This is a genomic window from Luteolibacter ambystomatis, from assembly GCF_018137965.1.
In the GTDB taxonomy this organism is placed as follows: domain Bacteria; phylum Verrucomicrobiota; class Verrucomicrobiia; order Verrucomicrobiales; family Akkermansiaceae; genus Luteolibacter; species Luteolibacter ambystomatis.
On sequence record NZ_CP073100.1, the window covers coordinates 2,359,432 to 2,380,600 of the forward strand.

16 protein-coding genes are annotated in these 21,169 nt (G+C 64.3%); 7 read left to right on the plus strand and 9 right to left on the minus strand.

All coding sequences use genetic code 11. The annotated features are described in order from the left end of the window. Positions 1–5: 5 nt before the first annotated feature. Positions 6–656 carry a response regulator gene (locus KBB96_RS09020; RefSeq protein WP_211634363.1) on the minus strand — a complete coding sequence of 217 codons (651 nt, stop codon included), beginning with the start codon at positions 654–656 and terminating at the stop codon, positions 6–8. After that, the gene (locus KBB96_RS09025) at positions 653–2,599 is read right to left on the minus strand and encodes a sensor histidine kinase (protein ID WP_211634364.1); all 1,947 of its coding nucleotides are present in this window, start codon (positions 2,597–2,599) and stop codon (positions 653–655) included. The genes KBB96_RS09020 and KBB96_RS09025 overlap by 4 nt, the downstream gene beginning before the upstream one ends. Positions 2,600–2,727: 128 nt before the next feature. On the opposite strand from KBB96_RS09025, the gene KBB96_RS09030 reads away from it, so the two are divergent. Next, the gene (locus KBB96_RS09030) at positions 2,728–4,209 is read left to right on the plus strand and encodes a PEP-CTERM sorting domain-containing protein (RefSeq protein WP_211634365.1); all 1,482 of its coding nucleotides are present in this window, start codon (positions 2,728–2,730) and stop codon (positions 4,207–4,209) included. Positions 4,210–4,461: 252 nt separating this feature from the next. Here KBB96_RS09030 and KBB96_RS09035 read toward each other — a convergent pair whose 3' ends face one another. Further along, complete coding sequence (locus KBB96_RS09035) at positions 4,462–5,301, minus strand: ThuA domain-containing protein (RefSeq protein ID WP_226373681.1); 840 nt, start codon at positions 5,299–5,301, stop codon at positions 4,462–4,464. A 145-nt stretch (positions 5,302–5,446) separates the two neighbouring features. On the opposite strand from KBB96_RS09035, the gene KBB96_RS09040 reads away from it, so the two are divergent. Beyond that, positions 5,447–6,460 carry a hypothetical protein gene (locus tag KBB96_RS09040; RefSeq protein ID WP_211634366.1) on the plus strand — a complete coding sequence of 338 codons (1,014 nt, stop codon included), beginning with the start codon at positions 5,447–5,449 and terminating at the stop codon, positions 6,458–6,460. 267 nt (positions 6,461–6,727) lie between these two features. On the opposite strand, the gene KBB96_RS09045 is transcribed toward KBB96_RS09040, so the two are convergent. Continuing rightward, a complete protein-coding gene (locus KBB96_RS09045) occupies positions 6,728–7,378 on the minus strand; it encodes an HAD family hydrolase (RefSeq protein ID WP_211634367.1) in 651 nt (216 codons plus the stop codon). Positions 7,379–7,641: 263 nt separating this feature from the next. Between KBB96_RS09045 and KBB96_RS09050 the strand changes: the two genes are divergently transcribed. Continuing rightward, the gene (locus tag KBB96_RS09050) at positions 7,642–12,015 is read left to right on the plus strand and encodes a beta strand repeat-containing protein (RefSeq protein ID WP_211634368.1); all 4,374 of its coding nucleotides are present in this window, start codon (positions 7,642–7,644) and stop codon (positions 12,013–12,015) included. A 478-nt stretch (positions 12,016–12,493) separates the two neighbouring features. Here the strand turns inward: KBB96_RS09050 and KBB96_RS09055 are convergent, their stop codons facing one another. After that, positions 12,494–13,414 carry an alpha/beta hydrolase gene (locus KBB96_RS09055; protein WP_211634369.1) on the minus strand — a complete coding sequence of 307 codons (921 nt, stop codon included), beginning with the start codon at positions 13,412–13,414 and terminating at the stop codon, positions 12,494–12,496. 228 nt (positions 13,415–13,642) lie between these two features. On the opposite strand from KBB96_RS09055, the gene modB reads away from it, so the two are divergent. The 3 genes from modB (at position 13,643) to KBB96_RS09070 (ending at position 16,386) form a co-directional block, all read left to right on the plus strand. Further along, positions 13,643–14,314 carry a molybdate ABC transporter permease subunit gene (gene modB / locus KBB96_RS09060; protein WP_211634370.1) on the plus strand — a complete coding sequence of 224 codons (672 nt, stop codon included), beginning with the start codon at positions 13,643–13,645 and terminating at the stop codon, positions 14,312–14,314. 379 nt (positions 14,315–14,693) lie between these two features. Further along, positions 14,694–15,065 (plus strand): hypothetical protein, encoded by a 372-nt coding sequence (locus KBB96_RS09065; RefSeq protein WP_211634371.1) that lies wholly within the window; start codon positions 14,694–14,696, stop codon positions 15,063–15,065. Positions 15,066–15,171: 106 nt separating this feature from the next. Then, complete coding sequence (locus KBB96_RS09070; protein WP_211634372.1) at positions 15,172–16,386, plus strand: class I SAM-dependent RNA methyltransferase; 1,215 nt, start codon at positions 15,172–15,174, stop codon at positions 16,384–16,386. 34 nt (positions 16,387–16,420) lie between these two features. Here KBB96_RS09070 and KBB96_RS09075 read toward each other — a convergent pair whose 3' ends face one another. Further along, a complete protein-coding gene (locus KBB96_RS09075; protein ID WP_211634373.1) occupies positions 16,421–17,032 on the minus strand; it encodes a hypothetical protein in 612 nt (203 codons plus the stop codon). Then, the gene (locus tag KBB96_RS09080) at positions 17,029–18,690 is read right to left on the minus strand and encodes an RNA polymerase sigma factor (protein ID WP_211634374.1); all 1,662 of its coding nucleotides are present in this window, start codon (positions 18,688–18,690) and stop codon (positions 17,029–17,031) included. The genes KBB96_RS09075 and KBB96_RS09080 overlap by 4 nt, the downstream gene beginning before the upstream one ends. 107 nt (positions 18,691–18,797) lie before the next feature. Here KBB96_RS09080 and KBB96_RS09085 point away from each other — a divergent pair, with 107 nt between their 5' ends. Next, a complete protein-coding gene (locus KBB96_RS09085) occupies positions 18,798–18,944 on the plus strand; it encodes a hypothetical protein (RefSeq protein WP_211634375.1) in 147 nt (48 codons plus the stop codon). A gap of 81 nt (positions 18,945–19,025) precedes the next feature. Here the strand turns inward: KBB96_RS09085 and KBB96_RS09090 are convergent, their stop codons facing one another. Both KBB96_RS09090 and KBB96_RS09095 read right to left on the minus strand, forming a co-directional pair. After that, entirely contained in the window at positions 19,026–19,664 is a 639-nt protein-coding gene (locus KBB96_RS09090; RefSeq protein WP_211634376.1) for a hypothetical protein, read from the minus strand. Positions 19,665–19,860: 196 nt separating this feature from the next. Next, complete coding sequence (locus tag KBB96_RS09095; RefSeq protein ID WP_211634377.1) at positions 19,861–21,033, minus strand: hypothetical protein; 1,173 nt, start codon at positions 21,031–21,033, stop codon at positions 19,861–19,863. Positions 21,034–21,169 lie beyond the last annotated feature (136 nt).

Here is a 21,169-nt window from a genome sequence, read left to right on the forward strand (position 1 = left end):
CATCATCATGGGTTTCCGGTCATGCCCGTGAACCCATGCAGCCGCGCGTTCACCACCAGCTCCGTGACATTCGCCGCACCGAGCTTCCCCATGATGTTCGCGCGATGAAACTCCACCGTGCGCGCGCTCAGTCCGATCCGCTCCGCGATCTCTCGGCTCGTCCTTCCCTCCAGCACCTGCGAAAGCACCTGCTGCTCGCGGCGTGACAGGATTTTTCCGATCGCCAGCGGCCGTCCGCCCTCGCGGCTCATCACCTCCTGATAGCGCGTCGAGTGGCTCCGCCGTCCCGCCGCCACCGCATCCAGCGCGGCCTGCAACTGCACCGGAGGCGCATCCTTTTCCAAATATCCCTCCACCCCGCTCTCACGCACGCGGGTGAGCGCCAGCGGATCCACCAGCGAGGACAACACCAGCGCCCGCGCCTGCGGACGGAGCTGCCGCGCCGCACGCACGAATTCCAATCCATCCATGCCGGGAAGTTGCAGGTCCACCACCAGCAGGTCCGGCTGCTTCTCCGTCACCAGCACCAGCGCGTCCTCCGCGGATGGAGCCGCGCCCACCAGTTCATACCCGGACAAACCCGACAGCCATTCCACCAGGAACGCACGGAACATCCCCTGGTCCTCCACCACCAGCACCTTCACCCGCGCCTTCATGCGGGCACCTCCGCCTCCACACGCGGCAGCGTGAAATGAAACTCCGTGCCACCGCCCTCCACTGCTCTCGTTTCCAGGCGCGTCTCCAGCGCCGCCGCGATCTCCACGCACAACCGCAGCCCCAGACCGCTGCCATTCACCGGGATCACGCCGCCTTTCAATCCCGGCCCGTCGTCCCGCACCGCGAAACGCGCGCCCTTTCCATCCTCCGCCACCGATACCACCACCCGCCGCCGCGCGAACTTCAGCGCGTTCGAAAGCAGGTTCCGCAGCAGCGTCTGCGCAAGTACGAGATCTGTCGTAATTCCCAGCTCCCCCGGCACCTCCACCACCAGCGTCTTCCCCTCGCGCTCCGCCGCCGCGCGGTAGAGCGCCACCACCGGCTCCACCACGGACCGCGCCGGTTTCACCACCAGATTCACCGTGCCCGCGCGCAAGTTCCCCCACAGCACCAGATCCTCGATCAGCAGCAGCAACTGCCGCCCCATCCCCGCCGCCTCCTCCGGGAAATGCGCGCCATTGCGACCGCCCGCCGCCAGTTGCTCCGCCCGCTGCGTCAGCCCCGTGAGCGGCCCGCGCAGGTCATGCCCCAGCACCGCGATCATCCGGTCCTTGTCCGCCAGCGCGAGGTGCAGCTCGCGCGTGCGCTCGTTCACCTCCAGCTCCAGTTCGTCCGCATACGCCTCCTGCATCACCTTCCGTGCCGCCGCCTCCTCCAGCAGTTCCTGCTGCGCCGCGATCTTCTCCTGCTGGAGCCGCGAATACCGCACGGACACCACCAGCGACAGCGTGAGGAATTCCAAGGCCGAGCCCGCCATCACGATCACCCCGCCCGCCTCCAGCGAGACCAGTTGCAGCCAGCACGCCGCCGCAGGCATGATCCCCGCGAACACCAGGCCGAAGAGCAGGATCAGATGCCGCGGATCACGCAGGCCCTTCCGCCACGATACCAGCGTGGCCGCCAGCAGGACCAGATGCGCCAGCACCGTACCGGCCATGATCGCGGGCAGCCACCAGGCCAGACGCACCACGATCACCAGCGGTGCCGCCACGGCCAGTCCCAGCAGCACGCGCTGGTTCAGACTCATCATCCGGTTCGCGCGCGGGGCGCGGGCGGGCAGTTCCAGGAACGCCCGTGCGAAGCCCATCAGGAACCATCCGCTCAGAGCCAGCGCCACCATCAGGACCACCTCCATCCACGGCGACCCCACGCCCATGCCGCCCAATGCGAACTCCCCGCGTGCCGCCAGCAGGAAGACGGAAAAGGTCATCATGTAGAGCACATACCCGCCGATCCCCGGCAGCCGCGTGCCCGCCCACAACAGCGCGTTGTAAAACAGCAGCGCCAGCAGCATGCCGAAGTAGGCGCCCTCCGCCACCGTCCGCCGCATCCGCGCCGCGTGGAAAACTGAGCGCTCCGGCCACCAGACCGGCTTCATGCACACGCCGAAGTAATCCTGCATCCGCAGATACACCGTCCGCGCACCGCGTGCGGGCACATTCACCGGAAAGGCCATCTCGCGCCCCCACAGCGCCTTTTCCTCCCCCTGCCGCCATTCCCCGGACCGCGCCACCCGCCAGCCGCCTGTCTCATCGCGAAGCCAGAAATCCGCGCGGTCCACATAGAAGTCCTGGTCCGCCAGCACGCCATCCCGCGGCACCGCCTCCGGATTCTCCAGCGTCACCCGCAGCCACAGCGCCTGCGGCCCGTCCGATCTCAAAAAATCCGTGCCATCCCAGCGCTGCCAGCCACCGGCATGCGATACCGCCTCCGCGTCCGTCCCGTCCGTGCGCAGGAACTCCACGCCACCCGCCGCGGACGGCAGCGGCACCCAACCGCGGCGCATCGCGCACAGCGAAACCACCAGCCAACCGACGATCACCAGCGCCACCGATGTCAGCGCCGTGAGCATCCAGCGGTTCGGCACGCGGAGCGGATTCACGCCGTCAATGCACCAGCCGTGACGCGCCGCAGCAAGCACGCACCGCACCCGGACCTCGTAGAACTACGGGGTTTGCCCGGTTGAGACGCCGCGGTTGCTTGTTAGAAGGATCGTCACCCCTTGCGATCATGAAACCATCATCCCTCCTCAGCCCCCCGGTCCTGGTCACCCTCCTCACCGCCGCCGGACTCCAACCGCTGGCCGCCGTCTCCGTCTGGAAAAACAGCGGCACCACCGACTGGTTCACCGATAGCAACTGGTTCGGCGGCATCCCCAGCACCTCGAACACTGAGACGCAGATGGTGAACGGCAACATCGCGATCTCCCGCACCGATATGGGGCAGGCCCTCAGCACCAGCATCTGGCTCGGCGGCAACGGCCCCGGCTCCGTGGGCACCGCCACCCTTTCCATCACCAATGGTGCCAGCCTGGCGACGACCAACGGCTACATCGGCCTCAACAACGGCTCCAATGCCACCCTCAATATCAGCGGCACCGGTTCCGCCCTGACCGCCAGCTCCCAGCTCTACATCGGCATGTCCAACGGCTCCGGAACAGCCGTCATGAACATCAGCCAGGGAGCCTCGGTCACCGTCAGCAGTTATCTCCTCGTCGGCTACAACGCCACCGGGAACGGCTCCGTCAATGTCTCCGGCACCGGCTCCATCCTGCAAGCCAACGGCGGCATCAACTCCCTCGGCTACCTCGGCGGCACCGGCACCATGACCATCTCGAATGGAGCGACCGTGAAGCTCGGCTCCTCCGGGAACGGTGGCCTGGGCTTCGGCAATTCCAACGGCACCGGCATCCTCAACATCGGCACCGGTGGAGCCGCGGGCACGCTGATCGCCTACCAGGTCGCCAGCTCCAGCACCACCACCGGCAAGATCAATTTCAACCACAACGAATCCGCCTACACCTTCTCCCCGTTCATCTACGGCAACATCGCCGTGGAGCAGAAGGGCAGCGGCACCACCACCCTCACCGCCGCCAATACCTACACCGGCGGCACCACGATCACCAACGGGAAGCTGGTGGCCAACAACGGCACCGGCAGCGCCACCGGCACCGGCACGGTGCTCGCCCAGGCGAACACCACGCTCGCGGGCAATGGCACCATCAGCGGTGCGGTCACCATGCTCGGCACCTTCGCGCCGGGCAACTCCGTCGGCAAACTCAACACCGGCAGTCTCACCATCGGCTCGACCGGCACCTACGCATGGGAACTGAACAACGCCACCGGCACCGCGGGCACCACCGCCGGAGGCTGGGATCTCGCCAACGTCAATGGCACGCTCACGTTCCAATCCGGCTCATCGCTGGACATCATCAGCCTCGGCACCAACAACCTCTCCGGCCAGGCCGCCAACTTCAATCCGCTGGCCAACTACCTCTGGACCATCGCCACCACCACCGGCGGCGTCACCGGCGTGGAGAATGTCACGCTCGATACCAGCGGCTTCCAGAACACCATCCAGGGCACCTTCGCCCTCGAAACCTCCGGCAACAATCTCGTGCTCCGCTACACTGCCGTCCCCGAGCCCTCCGCCATCGTGGCCCTGCTCGGCGGCACCTTCATCACCCTCCGCCGCAGAAGGCAACTGCTGTGAACCACTGGGAGTGGCTGCTTTCCCACTCGAAGTCTTCCGACCTCGGAGAGGTCGAAGATCATAGCCGGAGCGTCGCGCAGCGACCTCCGGACAGCGCGGCCTTTTTCTATTCTCTTCGACCCCGATAGTGGGTCGCAGAAGAGCGGAAAGTTCGTGGAAAACGAATGATCGAATCCCTTCACGACGAAGAAACAAAAAACGGACCGGTGTCGCCACCGGCCCGTTTTGACAAATCAATGATGGTCGCGAGGCTTACTTGCTCACGCGGCCGTAGCCGGTGACCGGACGACCGTTGGCGTCGATCTTGTTCGTGGCCCAGAGCACGCCCTTCGCGATGAGGTCGAGGTACTTCGGATCCTGCACGGTGGCGTCGTTGTGACCCAGCGTGGTGCCGAACACACGCACCTTCTTGTCGGTGTAGAGGTTCGTCCAGACCACCATCTTCTCGTCATTGCCCTGCTTGCCGGTGGCGAGCTTGGTGGCCGTCGGAAGGATGGTGATGTTGTTATACAGTTCCTCGTTGCCGGTGGTCCAGTCGGCCAGGCCCGTGGTGATCGGGCTCTTCGCGGTGGTGTCGAACTTGATCTCGATCGGCTTCTGCGCGCCGTGGCCGGTGGACTGGAGGCCGAGGAAGTCGAACCAGATCGTGCGGTCCTCGGATTTGGTGACCGGCTGGGCGAAATCCTTCTGGCGGTAGCTGTGCATCGCGCAGTGCAGGACCACGCCCGGGATGCCATCGGTGTGCGGCTTCAGCACGCCCTTGATGGTTTCCAGATCGGAGATGTCGGCGGCGCACTCATCGTGGATGACGAGGTCGTAGCCTTTCGCATAGTCCGGATTGCCGAAGATCGGGAGCTGGGGCTTGGTGCCCTTGTCGTCCACATGGATCTGTTCCACGGTGGCATTGATGCGCTCCTCGATGCCTTTCTTCAGGATGTCCTTCTGGGTGGCGTAGCTGTGGCAGCAACCGCCGGTGATGAGGAGGACTTTCAGCGGCTTCGCATCGGCGGCGAGACCGGCCGAGGCGGAGAGGACGAAAGCCGCGGCTGTGGCGACCGTGGCAAGTGCGTTGCGGGTAATGAGCATAGACATGGGCATGGCGTTGAACGCTAGCGAAGCGTTTTCGTGAGGCAAGGCCATACGGATCACCCCCGCCCGATATAACAGAAATGCCGCTTTTTTCATCCCGCGCGACTCCACGCTTCCCGACCGCGCCAAGTCCCTCTAATTCACCGGCATGGCTCATCGACTGCTACTCAAACCCGCCGTCCAGCTCGGCGTCGTCCCCACCCACATCAAGTTCGCCGGCGGCCTCGCCCCGGACGAAAACGGCCGCCTCCCCCGTGAAGCCGACGGCCGGATCATGATCGTGGCGGAAATGGACCGCATCTGCAGCCAATCCCCCGTCCGCCCGAGTTGTGCCCAGGTGACCTACTTCGCCGGCACCGACGCCGGGGACATCGCGGAAATGTTCGCCGGACTGCGCGCCCTCGATCTGGAGCCGCACATGATCATGATGGTCGGGGGCGCGAACCCGATGGAGCCCGGCGATGAGGATGCCGTGGCCGCCCAGCTTCTCGGCGGTCTCGCCATCGCCAAACAGCACGATATCCGCCACGTCTCCTCCACCTCCGTCGAGGAATGGATGAAGGGTGACAAGCGCCGCGATGGCGCGGATTTCGACGCCGCCGTGGCCCAGACCGCCAAGCTCCACGCCCGCGTCGTCCGCGAGGCCGGCCTGGAAGGCACCGCCATCGCCAACTGGCATATCGAGTTCCTCCGCCCCGGCGAGTTCAAGACCTTCACCGACATCGGCCGCGTCTGGAAGTTCGTCCAAGCCGTGAACAAGGATCTCGGCACGACCTTCTTCAAGATCCTCGCCGATGCCGCCCACTGCGGCGACTCCGGCCTCTCCATCCCGGAGAACCAGGAACTCGTCAAACAAATCGCCGCCGCCGGGGAGCTGGGCATCTTCCACGCCTCCTCGAAGACCACCCGCGGCTGTCTCTCCACCGATGACGGCTGGATCGCCGCACTGCTCGCCACCGCCGCCGCCAGCGGCGAGCTCCGCCATGCCTTCGTGGAAGTCTTCCACCACGAGGATGACGGCCTCGCCCCGCTCCGCCAGCTCGATCCCGGCCACGGCATCGATACCCGTGATGGCCGCACCTACACCGAAGTGGTCATCGACGGCCTCGTGGACATCGCCCACCGCCTGAACAACCTCCAGGCGCGCGGTTTCCTCGCCTGAGAAAGATAGGGACGCCCCGGAAGGGAATCCAAGCTGTAGGGGGAAGCTCCGCTTTCCCTCTTCCGGGGTGAGGGCCTCACCTGCCTTCCGTCCCCACCCCACCACTCCAGCCACCCACAGATCGAAAGCAGAGCTTTCGACTACATTGCCGCTCCGCTTTTCCGATGTAGGGGGAAGCTCCAGCTTTCCCTCTTCTCGGGATGGACGTCACTTGTCTCTCCGGCCCCCATCCATCACCCACCCCCCAATCGAAAGCAGAGCTTTCGACTACATTGCCACCCGCCCGCTGCCCGTCAGCGCCAGCAGCTCCGCCAAGCCCGCCACGTGATACCGCGCCGTATCCGTGCGCGGCACCGTCGGCCGCAGTGTCTGCACCGTTGGAATCCCCAGCGCGTTTCCGGCGGCGATCTCCGAGTCCGGATTGTCCCCCACCACCAGCGCCTCATCCGGCGCGAGGCCGTGACGGCTCAGGATGCCCTGGAACAAGCCTTTCTTCCCGCGCCGCCCCGGTTGGTCCACCGCATCGATGTGGACCTCCGTGAAGCGATTCGCGAATCCCAGCGCATCGATCTTGCTCTGCTGCAATCCCTGGAACCCCGCCGTCACGAGAAACAACGGCACGCCGAACTCGGCCAGCAGGTGCAGGTCGCCATAGCCCTTCATCGGCGTGGTCACCCGGATCGACCGGTTCGCCTCCCATGCCGCCTTCCGCATTTCCTCCGGAAAGCCGTGCGCCTCGAAAATATGATCCAGCGGCTGCCGCCAGCAGTCGAACTCGATGCGCTCCAGTTCTTCCGGGGAGAAATGCCCGCGATTCGTGCGATGGATCGCATCGAATAGTGGCGCGAACAGCGGCGTCCCCGGCTCGTCCGCCGCGGCCAGGCAATTATCCAGATCGAAGATGATGGCTTTCAGCATGGTGTCCGCCGCCATCCTCGCCCGGATCGGTCATTCTTCCAGCGGGAACACCTCAGGAGCCGCCGCTTCCCCCCATGGCGGAAACCTACCAGCCGTTGGACGAAGCATACAAGCGGCCAGCGGGAAGCCGTGTATGAATCGAAAAACTCCGGACACCCTCCGGCCAGAAACCACGCGCATGTGTGACGCGTGGTTTCATCCGCCGCAGGGCTCCGGAGTTGGCCGTCATTGTCGTCTCCATTGCTCCTCCTCCCGCCCCCGCCATGAAACCCCGCCGTTCCCACCTCTTCACGTCCGCATCCATGGCGGTCGCGTTCTCCATGTCGATGATGGCCGCGTCCCACGCCGCGCCCTTGTCCTGGGATGCCTCGCTGACACCGCTCACGCCTTCCGGCGGCACCGGCACCTGGAACCTGGCGAACGCGAACTGGTCGAACGGCAGCACGGACCAAACATGGACGGACACCACCGGCACCACGGACACCGCCACCTTCGGCGGCACGGCGGGCACGGTCACGCTCGGCTCGAACCTCGGAGCACTCGGCCTCGTCTTCAATACCACGGGCTACACGATCTCCGGCGCGAACACGATCACACTCGGCGCCGGCGGCATTGACGCCAGCGCGCTTTCCAGCGGCACCACCACCATCAGCTCGCTCATCGCGCTGGTCGGCGGCCAATCGTGGAATGTCGGTAGCGGCCACAATCTCGCCGTCTCCGGCGCGATCAGCGGCACCGGTCCGCTGGCGAAGACCGGTGCGGGCACGCTCACGCTCTCCGGCCTGAATACCTTCAGCGGCGGCCTCACGATCTCACAGGGCAATGTTTCCTTCGCCTCGAATACCGCGCTCGGCGGCACCGGCGGCACGGCGGGTGCGGTCACCATCAATGGCGGCACGCTCGTCTCCACCTCCGCCACGGCCGTCACCAACACACACGCCATCACCATCGGCGCGAGCGGCGGCGCAATGACCATCGGCGCGGGCCAGATCTTCATGAACACGGCGAACACGCTGCTCGGCAGCGGCACGCTCACCGTGAACGGCGGCGGCACGCTGGTGGCGAACTCTGGCAACCTCCGCGTCGCCCAGACGAACACCTTCAACGGCAGCGTGATCGTGCAGAACGGCGGCTCGTTCGAGTTCGGCACGGCCAATGCGATCTCGAACACCAGCGTCTTCACGGTGAACAACCAGGGCGAGGTGATCGTGAACAACGGCGTGACCATGTCGAACGCCATCACCGTGGCGGGCGGCACCAACAGCGTCATCAGCTTCGAGAACGGCAATACCGGCACCTACTCCGGAACGATCACGCTGAATGCGAACGCCATCATCGGCATGCGCGATTGGTACAACTACGGCACCGTGCGCAGCGGCACCATCAGCGGCAAGATCACCGGCACCGGCGGGATCACGGTGAACTCCGGCACCGGCAACGGCGGCATCCTCACGCTCTCCAACACCGGCAACGACTACACCGGCGCGACCACCATCAATGCCGCACGCGTGATCGCCAGCTCCATCGGCACCGGCGCGATCACCATCGGCGGCACCAACGGCCAGCTCCAGCTCAGCGGCAATATCAACGCGGCGAACTCCATCACCATCAACGGCGGCGGCGTCACCGCGCAGGGCGCGCTGCATGTCGCCTCCGGCACGGTGAACGTGAGCGGGCCGATCAACCTCACCGCCGTCACCGCCGCGGGAGCGCACTTCGCCTCCGCGGACAATCTCTCCAAGCTGGTCATCTCCGGCACCAACAGCATCACCACCAGCGCCAGCGTGCCCGTCACGATCCGCGCCGGACAGGTGGTCTACACCGGATCGCAGAACTACACCACCGGCACCACGGTGGGCGGCGGCCTGCTGCAATTCGGCAAGGTCACTTCGATGCCCGCCAGCGGCGCGGTGAACGTGAGCGCGGCTTCCGCGGGCGCGACACTGGCGGTGAATGTGGGCGGCGCGGGCGAGTTCACGGACGGCACCGGCACCAGCAATGCGGGCACCATCGGCGGCCTGCTCGCGGGCGTGGGCGGCCAGGGTGCGGCGGTCACCTATGGCACGAACGTTTCGATCGGCATTGATACGACGAATGCAGTAGGAGACATCACCTACGGCTCCGCCTTCACCACCGCGAACAACCTCGGCCTGCTCAAGCTGGGCACGGGGAATCTCGTACTGAGCGCGGGCGGCACCTTCGCGGGCGGAGGCTCGGCGGGCTTCCCGCTGGTGGTGCGCGCGGGCAACCTGCGGCTGAACGGCGGCACCTACGCGGTGACCGGCGAGGCCGTGGTGGGTGACAACGTGGCCGCGGGCTACGCGGGCACGAATGCCTCGATGACGCTGGATTCCGCCACGCTGACGACCACCGGCTTCGTCTCGGTGGCGCGCGGCAATGGCACCGGCTCGGTTTCCTCCGACCTGGTGCTCAACGGCACCTCGCAGATCACCAGCACCGGCTTCGGCATCGGCTTCAACAACAACAACGGCGCAAACCTGCCGAGGGGCACCGTCACCCTCAACGGCACCTCGAAGATCACCAACAACGCGAACAGCAACGCCTTCAACATCGCCGAATCCGCGGGCTCGGTCGGCACGATCACGATGAACGATTCATCGGTGATCCAGCACAACGGCGGAGCGGCCATCACCCGCGTGGGCATCAACGGCAAGGGCCTGCTCAATGTGAACAGCGCCACCGCCACCTTCAACGGCCGCGCCTTCACCCTCGGCACCGCCGCGGGCGGCACCGGCGCGGTCTACAACAAGGGCGTGCTGACCATGAGCCAGGGCATCTACATCGGCGACAACAACGTCGCCGGCGCCACCAGTTCCGGCTACCTGCGCAATGACAACAACGGCGCGGCCGCCAGCAGCGTGCCGCAGATCTACGTCGGCGCGCTTTCGAATGCCACGAGCACCAGCCACAGCGTCTTCGACAACATCAGCGGCACACTCGGCAACGTCGGCTCCGGCATCACGATGAGCAATGGCGGCACCGCGGGCACGCAGAACTCCCAGCTCAACGTGCTGGGCGGCACCGTCACCACGACGACCACCACGCTGAACAACAGCGGCACCAACAAGTTCGCCAACATCAACGTCAGCGGCGCGACCTCGCTGTACACGAACACCGGCGCGGTCAGCCTCTCCACCGGCGGCGATGTCTCCAACACCGGCCTGCTCACCGTGAACAACGGCGGCACCTTCACCGCGGACACCATCACCGGAGCCGCGGCGGCGAACACCTTCATCAACCTGGACAATGGCACGCTGCGCGCCCAGGTCGGCACCACCGCCTCCTTCGTCGGCTCCGGCGTGGACCGCATCACCATCTACGGTGGCGGTGGTACTTTCGACACCGGCACCTTCAACAAGAGCGTGGACACGGTCATCACCAATGCCACCGGCAACGGCCTGACCTCGATCACCCTGAATACCACCGGCACCGGCTACGTGGGCCGCCCGGTGGTGAAGATCACGGACGCGACCGGCACCGGTGCGACGGCGATCGCGAACTTCGATCCCACCACCGGCCAGGTCACCGGCGTGACCATCACCAGCGCGGGCTCCGGCTACACCGCGCCGGTCATCACCATCCTCGGTGGCGGCGGCACGGCGGTCACCGCCACCGGCACGCTGGCCAGTGTGGCGGGCGGTGGCATCACCAAGACCGGCACCGGCACGCTCACCCTGAATGCGGCCAACACCTACAGTGGCGCGACCCAAGTGAATGGTGGCGTGCTCAAGGCAGGCATCGCCTCGGTGGCGGGCGTGAGCGGCGCGTTCGGAAAGAACTCCGCGGTCACACTGGCGAACACCGCGGGCACCGGCATCGACATCACCGGCTTCAACACCCAGATCGGTTCGCTCGCAGGCGGCGGTGCCACCGGTGGCACGGTCACGCTTGGCGCGGCGACCCTCACCACCGGAGCGGACAATACCACCACCAGCTTCGGCGGCGGCATCTCCGGCACCGGCGGCCTCACCAAAATCGGCAGCGGCACGCAGACCCTCACCGGCACCAACAGCTATACCGGAGCCACGCTGGTGAGCGCGGGCAAGCTGGTGGTGAATGGCACGCTGGCGAACACGACCACCACCATCGCCAGCGGCGCGACCCTTGGCGGCAGCGGCACCCTCGGCGGCGCGACCACGATCGCCAGCGGCGCACACCTCGCACCGGGAAATTCGCCGGGCATCATCACCTTTTCCAACGGCCTCGCGCTGACCGCGGGATCGGTGCTCGATTGGGAGCTGACCGGTAACACCGCGTCCGGCGCGGGCACGAACTTCGACCAGGTTTCCGTCACGGGCGGCACGCTCACGCTGGCGGCTGGCGCGCTGCTCAACCTGCAACTCGGCGGCACGGTGGACTTCACCACCGGCTTCTGGGACAGCAACCAGCAATGGAAGGTGGTGGACCTCACCGGCACGGATGGCACCGCTGGCGAGGTCTTCACACTGGGCACCATCACCGGTGGCGCGGGCGACTACACCACGGAGGGCGCGTTCTCGGTCACGAACATCGGAGGTTCGCAGTACTTGAACTGGGCCGCGGTGCCGGAACCCGGCACGGCCTTGCTCGGCGGCCTCGGCATGCTGCTGGTCCTGCGCCGCAGACGGTCCGCGTAAGCACGGCGTCCAACAGGCGATTTGCAACCGGAAGGTGCGGATCGCCACGCCGCGGGCGCACGGAAGATCGCAGCGCCAATGGGTTTTCCGTGGCCCGCATCGTGCGATGCGGGCCGCATGCGTTTTTTCAGAAGAGACGGAATTCGGGCCTTCCTGTGGGAAGTGTTGTGGTTAGGCGGCTTCGCGGCGTGTTGTGCAGCAGGCACATCCGCCGTGCCGGAGCCGGATGGGGGGATCGCGATGGAGGTGTGTGGCGGGAGGTGATTCCGGCGTCATGGATCGCAGATGCATGGATTCATCGGCCGCATGATGAATCTGTTGCACATACGACTCCGTTTGCGTCGTCCCTCCGGAACTCAATCCATGGGCCGCGCCATCCCGGTGGCTTCCGCCACCGGCTACCTTTCGCCGCCCTTCCGGGGCTCAGAGATCGTGGGACGGATCGATACCAAGGCCGTTCCACACCTAAGCTGCGGATTCACTTCACCGGGATCGGCGTCACCGGAATCTCCTCTTTCGTCCCGCGCAGGTAGCGTCCCAGGAAGGCCGCCAGCCGCTTGTGCAACTCCTCGCTGGAAAACCCGTGGCCACCGCCCTCCATCTTCTCCAGATACACCGGCACCTTCGCCCGCTCCAGACGCTCGTTCAGCAGCTCCGCTTGCGAAAACGGCACCAGCGGGTCCACCGTTCCGTGGGCAATGAACACCGGCGGATCGTCCGGCGTGATGTAGGTCACCGGTGATGCCTGGCGCTGCAACTCCAGCCGTTTCTCCGGCGACTTGCCGAAGAGTTCGTCCTGCGGATCGATCGCCTCCCGTCCTTTGAACATCGCGCCGGGCCACGTCATCGTCTCCAGTTGCACCGGGCCGAACCAATCCGCCACGCACGTCACCTTGCTGCTTTCCTGCGGCGTCGCGCCCAGATCGCCCTCCAGCGTGCGGCTGCCGCCATCCAGCCCGATCAGCAGGGCGAGATGCCCGCCCGCGGAAACGCCGGTCGCCGCGAAGCGGTCCGCGTCCAGACCATACTCCTTCGCATGGGCGCGGAGGTAGCGCACCGCCGCCTTGCAATCGTGGATCTGCGCCGGCCACGGCTGCTGGTCGGTGAACCGATAGGCGATCGAAGCCGCCGCATACTCGCCACCCGCCACCAGCCCGGTCATCAACCCCTTCGCCTGCGACTTGTCCCCGCTCCGCCAGGCTCCGCCGTGGATATAGATCACCAGCGGCAGCGGCTTGTCCGCCTCCTTGCGCTTCTCCGGCAGATACAGGTCCAGCATCTGGTGCGGATCATCCGTATCCGCATAGGCCAGATCCTTCTTCACCACCACCCCTCCCGGAGCGGCGAAACAAGGCAGGGCGAACAACAGCAACGCGGAGAAACGGAGCAATGAAAGCATACCCGCCATGCTCGGCCATCCTCCGCCTCCCACAAGCTCCAACTTCCCTTCCCTCATCTGAGAAGGTTTCGGTACACTCTCTGAAACCGCGAATGAACACGAATAAACACGAATTTGGGTCCTTCGCGTTCATTCGCGGTTCCCATCTTCCCATGACACCTTTTCACCCCGCCACACGGCGATTTCGCTCCGCCCGGACCGCGGCCTGCGGCTAGACTGCCGCGCCGCATGACCTCCGCCGATGGCCAGCTCGTCCTTTTCACCCTGACCACGGCCCTGCTGGCGGTGGCGCTCTCGCTGCCCGGTGGTGTGGCCATGGGCTGGTGGCTGGCGCGGAAAAACTGGCCCGGCAAATCGTGGGTGGAGACCCTGCTGGCCCTGCCGCTGGTCATGCCGCCCGTCGCCACCGGCCTGATCCTGCTGAAGCTCCTCGGCCGCCGCGGCCCCATCGGCGGCTGGCTGCACCGGACCTTTGATCTGGAGATCGTCTTCACCTGGAAGGCCGTCGTCGTCGCGCTGGCGGTCATGTCCTTCCCGCTGCTGGTGCGCTGCATCCGTTCGGCCTTCGAGGAAGTCCCCCGCCACCTGGAGGAAGCCGCCATCACCCTCGGGAAAACCCCATGGCAGGTCTTTTCCAAAGTCAGCCTGCCTCTGGCCCGCCGTGGGATCATCGGTGGCGTGGTGCTCGCCTTCGCCCGCGCGCTGGGGGAATTCGGCGCCACCGTCATGGTCGCCGGACTCATCCCCGGCGTCACCGAGACCCTGCCACTGGCCATCTACCGCAGCTTCCAGACCGGGGACGATTCCCGCGCCTGGGCGCTCGCCGGGCTCTCCGCCGCCATCGCCTTCGCCGCCGTCTGGACCTCGAACCGCCTGCTGCGGGGCCGGGGCGTGCTGTAGGTCTCATTCTTTGGAGTGCGGCGAGCCATCGCCGCTTTGGGTGCCGGAGAGCCATTGACGGGGGAAAACAGCCCTGCGGCGGACGAGCTTGAGCCAGGGATGGGGTGGCATTGGAACGTTTGAGCGGTTTTAAAAACCAGCCCCTCCCCGGCGATAACTCGCCTCCGCTCAAAGCGGCGATGCCTCGCCGCACTCCAAATTTTCAGGTTCGATCCGTTCAATCCGCCATCCTTTCACATCCGACCGAACGGCCCCACCTCAGACAAAAATCCTCCCCACCGGGTTTGGGAGATTGGCCCAGTCTCCCCACGCCCGCCCGACATTCCTTATTGTCAATCGTCCCCGCCGTTCCTAGCTTCCCGTCCCGTTCCCGACCGCGATGCGTGCCCTTCTCCTGCTGCCCTGCCTGCTGGCAACCTCCTGCTCCCTGTTCAAAAAGGGGGAGGAAACCACTGCGGCCAAACCCGGCTTCACCGTCTTCGAAGCTCCCGCGGAATATCGCAACAAGGCGAACATGCTCGTCCAGAACGACGGCTCCCCGGCTCCGGCCCAAGGCCAGGGCCACGGCGACCCCGCCGCCCCCATGCTCCCGGGCAATGCCAAGCCCGGAAACAAGCCTCTCCCCGGTGCGGACACCGGCTACCGCATGCCGGACCCGCTCAACAGCATGCCGGAGGACAAGGACTTCCGCGGCAGCGGCCAGAAGACCGCCACCAATCCCGGCGTGACCATCACCCCGCCGAAGCAATAACCGCTTCGCCGCTCTCCGCGCCACCCGCCGGACCGATTCCCGCGCTGGATTTCCGTGCTGCCGCCGGTTACCGCCGTGCCGCGCTTCCACCGTTCTTTTCCCCGTCATGCTCCGCCCGCCGAAAAAATTCGTCCCCACGCCCTTCGGATATCATCAGGAGATCGAACTGAAAATCGACGCGCTGACCAACCTCGGCCAAGGACTCGGACGCATGGATGGCTGGGTCGTCTTCGTCCCCTTCTGCCTCCCCGGTGAGACCGTGAAGGCCCGCGTCTATCGCAATGACAAGAACTGCTCCCACGCGGATCTCGTCGAGGTGCTGGAACGCGCTCCGGAACGCGCCGATCCCGCCTGCCCCCTCTTCGGCACCTGCGGCGGCTGCCAGTACCAGCACCTCACCTACGAGGCCCAGCTCGCGTGGAAGACCCGCCAGGTGGGCGAGCTGATGCAGCACATGGCCGGTGTCACCTTCCCGGTGAATCCCTGCCACGGCTCGCCGAAGCTCTGGAACTACCGCTCGAAGATCACCCCGCACTTCGCGCCGCCGCACGAGGGACAGATCCGGGAGATCGGCTTCCTCGCCGTCGGACGCCGCTCGCAGCTGGTCGATGTCCCGCAGTGCCCGATCGCCATGGACACGATCAACGCCGCGCTGCCGGAACTCCGCGAGGACATCCGCCGCCAGGCGAAGTCCTACAAGCGCGGCGCCACCCTGCTCGTCCGCGCCACCGGCGATCACATCGAGACCAATCCCAAGGCCGTCGTCACCGAGACCGTGGGCGACATCGCCTTCGATTTCCTCGCCGGAGATTTCTTCCAGAACAATCCCTACATCCTTCCGGAATTCACCGGCCACGTCGCGGAAAAAGCCCGCGCCGGAGGTACGAAATATCTAGTAGATGCCTACTGCGGCTCCGGCCTCTTCGCGCTCACGCTGGCGGAACACTTCGAGCAGGTCGCGGGCGTGGAGGTTTCCGAAACCGCCGCGGAATGGGCGCAGCGGAATGCGGAGAAGAACGGCATCACCAATGCCAAATTCCTCGCCGCCAGCGCCGAGGCCATTTTCTCCGTGATCGACTTCCCCGCGAACGAAACCGCCGTGGTGATCGATCCGCCGCGCAAGGGCTGCACCCGCGAGTTCCTCGACCAGCTCGCCGCCTTCGCACCCGCGCGCGTCGTCTATGTCTCCTGTGATCCCGCCACCCAGGTCCGTGATCTCGCCATCATGCAGGAGCACGGCTTCAAGCTGGAGGACGTCCAGCCCTTCGATCTCTTCCCGCACACGCGCCACCTCGAGTGCGTGATGACCTTCGTGCGGTGAGGCGGAGGCAGGGCCACACCGGCGAAGACATCCTTCACCTTTGCGCCTTCTGCTGGATCTTCTCCAACATCACCCCGGCCACCGCGGGTGACAGCCGGTCCTTGTGGGATTCCACCCACTGCGTCGCCTTCACAGGGTCTTGATCGGCCAGGTTCAGCACCAGCCGATGAATCAGAACCTTGTCGAAGCCCGAACCTTCGCGAGCCTGATCGTAGAGAGCCAACGCGCCCTCGCCGTCCTTCTCGGAGAATGTATATAGCAAGGCTCCGAAGACCTCGGTCCGCCCCGGTTTCTCCAGTCCATCCGCCATCAGTTGGCCGAGAGCCTTTGCCAGTTGGCTCCTGTTCCAGTTGACCGAGTCGACCAGAAAAGCCCTGTCGCCACCTTCCGTGGAATCAGGATTGCTGCTGACGTTCGCGAGAAAAGATTCGAACTGGGACCAGGATTCCGTAGGACCGCTTTTACGGGAAGCATCGCGTCTCGGGCTCTGGACGTCGGACGTGTTTCCGGGATTCCGGGATGGAGCATTCCAAACCGCTCCACCCTCCGCTTCCACACCCTTGTCCCGGCACGCAATCCGGACGCCCCAGATGACCAGACCCGCCAGCAGGATCCCACAGCCAAGAGATGGATAGATCTTTTTCATTTGTCCCCCTCCAATAGAAGCTCCAACGGAACCCCCTCCGGTTTCTCCTTCGCCACCTCGTCCAGCTTGGCGTGAGCCGCCGCGCGGGCGTTCGCATCCGGCATGCGGTCGGCCAATTTGTGCATCTGCTCCAAGCCAACGCCCTCTTCAAAATGAACTCCGCGAACGACCTCATAGCTGTCCATCAGGCGATTCACCAGCGAGTCGTCGCCCGACCGGGTGTAGTAGTCCATGGCCAGGTCGAATGCAGAGGGAAACTTGTAGTCGGCAGCGGACATCAACAGATTCGCTCTTTGTGAATCCGGAGTGCCCATGATGCGCTGCACCGCGCCCGCCGGATCCGATTCCGCCTGCTTTTTCAGAATATACGCCTCGAACAAAAACCGGTCCATCGGCTCACCCGGCCCGGTGGGAGTATCCGAGAGGTTGCCCTCCGCGACCTGCCTTTTGACCCATGCGTCCGCCGCCGCCGGATCATTTTCCAGGAGCATCCGGAACGCGCCCGACATGGGAATGACCAGCATCGGCTTGTCCTTGTCCTTCGGCAGACGGTTCAACACCAGCATGGGATCCCGCCCGCTCAGCTCGGCGATCAAGACCTCCCGCAGGGCCATCTTTTGCTTCAATGAAATGTCGAGCGCCGTGATCTCATCCATCGCCTTGTCCAATTCCTCGTTGGACATCCCCTTCAGCAGTTCGGCCAATTCCTGGGTCTCTCGTTCCAGAACAGCCTCGTTCCGCGAATTGAATTTCGTCCGGGCGATCTCCGCCCAGTTGATCGAGGTCTTCACTTCTTGAGGACGACCGGTGGCGACTGCCTTGCGGGCTGCCGATGAAGGGCCCGCATCCGACGTGCTCGCAACTGACGATCCAGGAGGAGCTTTCTTCTCCGCCTGATGGCTCGTCATACGGACGATCGGGATGGCGGCAAGTGCGATCAGGAGGATGGCACCTACGGTGATTTGTTTGGTAGTCATGAGTTGAACGAATCCGAAAAATCCGGCGGCACTGCCGGAAGATGCAGCCGCCACTCCGACCGCAGTACTGCTGATCGTGGCGGCGGAGAGTGTAACGGGAGGGAGCGCGCCGAAGGACAAGGCCGGAGCGAGAGTGGCTCCCGCCACCGTCACGCCCTGCTTCTGCAAATGACCGCCCAGACGCTCAAGCGCCCGCTGCGAGCCCTTCTTGCACGCCTCCACACTCCGGCCCGTGGCAGCGGCGATCTCTTGGAAAGTGCGATCCTCGAAATAGCGGAGCAGCACCAATTCCCGGTCCGCGGCCGAAAGCCTCCCGACCGCTTGGTCGAGATACGGTGCGATCCGCCTCCACTGCCCGGCCGGAGTGTTTTCGTTGTTCATGGCATCCGCGTATTGCTGGTGCAGCCGGTTCCGGCGCGCCTCCTTGCGGATCGCGTTCCGGCATTCCCCCGTGGTGGCGCGGTGCAACCAGCCGGACAAATGTCCACTGGGAACGCCCCCCGCCTTCCGGGCCAGAAGAATGAACACTGATTGCGTGATCTCCTCCGCCAGCGCGAGGTCACGCGTCGCGCGACGGGCCACGCCATGGACCATCGCCACATGTCGCTCGACGATGCGCCGGAAGGCCGGTTCGCTGGCATGCGCGACGTATTCCCTGAGATCATCCGCATCTGTATTCATCACCTTGATTCATAAGATACACGTCGTCCCGAAGCGATCCGGGGACACAAATCCGCAGAGAAATTCCGGAAACCACCGGCAGCGGCTTTCCTCCAGCATCCGGACGGATGATCCATGCCGCCTGCGATCCCGCCACCCAGGTGCGCGACCTGGCCATCATGCAGGAGCACGGTTTCAAGCTGGAGGACGTCCAGCCCTTCGATCTCTTCCCGCACACGCGCCACCTCGAGTGCGTGATGACCTTCGTGCGGTGAAGAGGCAGGGACGCACCATCGGGGCGTCCGGGCGATGGACCGCCTTGCGCTCCGCGCGCAAGGCGATCTCCACTCAAGTGCTCAGCGGGGAATCACATTCTTCACGTCCGTGACGGGCTCGTATCCCAGGAAGACCTTGGTCGGAACATGGACGGAGCCATTGATGTCCGAGACGCCCTTGGCCTTGAGCTCCGCACTGATGTCGGCCGAAGTGACATCGACTTTCACACTTCCGGCAGTGCTCGATTTCTCGTGGAACGTATAAGTAATGCCGTCGGTATAATAGACTGCCGCCACCACATCCGATTTTTCGCGCCGGACATTGGTGCGTGTTCCGGCATAGATCGAACCGGCTTTCTTGGCCAGAATCTGATTGAGCTCGCCGAGTCCAAGCGGCTGGGACTTGTAAACATTGCCAAGCTCGACCTCAACCTCCTTGTCCTTCGTCTTGGACGCGGATGCCTGGATGTCCGCGACGCCCGGCAACGTATAACCACCCGAGGCGTCGAAATTGGAACCGGAGATCAGCTTCCTTTTGAAGAAATAGACGGGACTGATGGCATCGGGGGATTGTGCGTCCGCCACTCCTTTTTTCCCGATCAGGAACTGGGCCCGCTGCTCATAACTCTGGGAATCCCTCTTCACAATCGCGCCCGGCCCGAATTTCTCCCACTCGCTGGATTTGGTCGGATCTCCGGTAGGAGGCACATACGGACGCATGTTATTCTGCAAAAGAAAATCTCGATATTCGGATTCAGCCACTCTCGTAGGTCCACAACTTGTAAAAACCATGGCAGAGCCGGCCAGCAGAACCGCCGATGCCGGGTGGACGAATTTTTGAGACATATTCATTGATTATTTTGTTTTCTAGGGGGTGGATTGGACAGACGAAGAAACAGATGATTTTCCCGGGAAATCAGGCATTTCCGAATTCCTGGAGAATCGAGTACCAGCGGGTTTTGCAATTCCGGTAGTGGGGATTACCGGGTCCGAGCCTTCTGAGCACGATCTCGACGGCCTCCCTCATTCTCCCCGCCTCGCCCTGCCAGGGCATGGCCAGCAGTTGGCTCCATCCGGCATCATCGAGGCCTCCGCTGAAGGTATAAATATCCACGAACAGCTTTTTCGAAATGGAGCCCGGCGTTCTCCCGCCGAGCGCCCTGCGGGCCTGGTTCACCGAAGCGTTGTAGCGCCCCTCCGCGGCCTGCCATTGGGCCTTGATCATGTAAGGGCGCTCACCCAGCCAGCCGAAGAAAGCCTGCACGTTGGTCCAGGGAGTCTTTTTCCCATCCGCGTTCACCCTCAAAGCCCAGGTGGCCAGAGCATCGGCCGGATTCCGGCGCCGGATCGGAGCCCCATCCCTTCCAATGTGTTTGCCTCTATCTACAGCCACAAGGAACGCCCGCACATCCGTCGGCTTTGAGTTGGAGTCGATGCGGCTTCCCAAGATCGCGTTCCCATCTCTTTCGAGCTCGGCTTTGTCAGCAGCGCTCATGCGCGAGAGCCCGCCTTCAAGGACATTGTATATATCCCCGTCAAAACTCGTGAATCCGAGAAGCCCCCAGGTCACGCCATCGTCGGTTTTTGTATTCGCTTCCCCCTGTGCCAGAGTGAACCCATGTCCTTCATGGACATTCACTTTGAGCAAAGCGGCTTCCATGTCGGAATCCGTGGCAAGCCTTTTGATGATGGGAACCGCTCGGTCTATCGCCTGGGAATCCGAATATAGATAGGCGGAAGGATTGTTCGCTTGACCGCTCCTTGCAGAGCCGACATCCGCCAGTCCACCCGATCCGGAACATCCCACGATGGAAAGGAAAATCCCGGAAGCAAGAGAAGCATAAAAGACAGGTGAATTCATATCCGAACGATCTTCTAACATCCGGGATCTGGAACCTTCCAGAATTTTCTGTGCCGGAACAGAAGCCCGGAGAAATACCGATGACTGCGAGGTGATGGATGCAGATCTCCGGACCTGTCTGGAAAATAACTTCGGAAAGATTTGAACGCGTGATCGGCCGGGGACCGCCACGATAAAAAGCCCCCGGTCGCGATACTCAACAGTCAGAACATGCGCGCAGTCGGCCATAAGATGCGAAGCGCCACGGGATGCCCCGGAGCCTCCCCTGATCTTTTACACATTCATCCGGCTGGTCGGGGTTGTTTTCTTTCTTTGCCCCGGCAGGGGCAAAGACGCTCCGCGTTCCGAGATGTGCATAAACCCC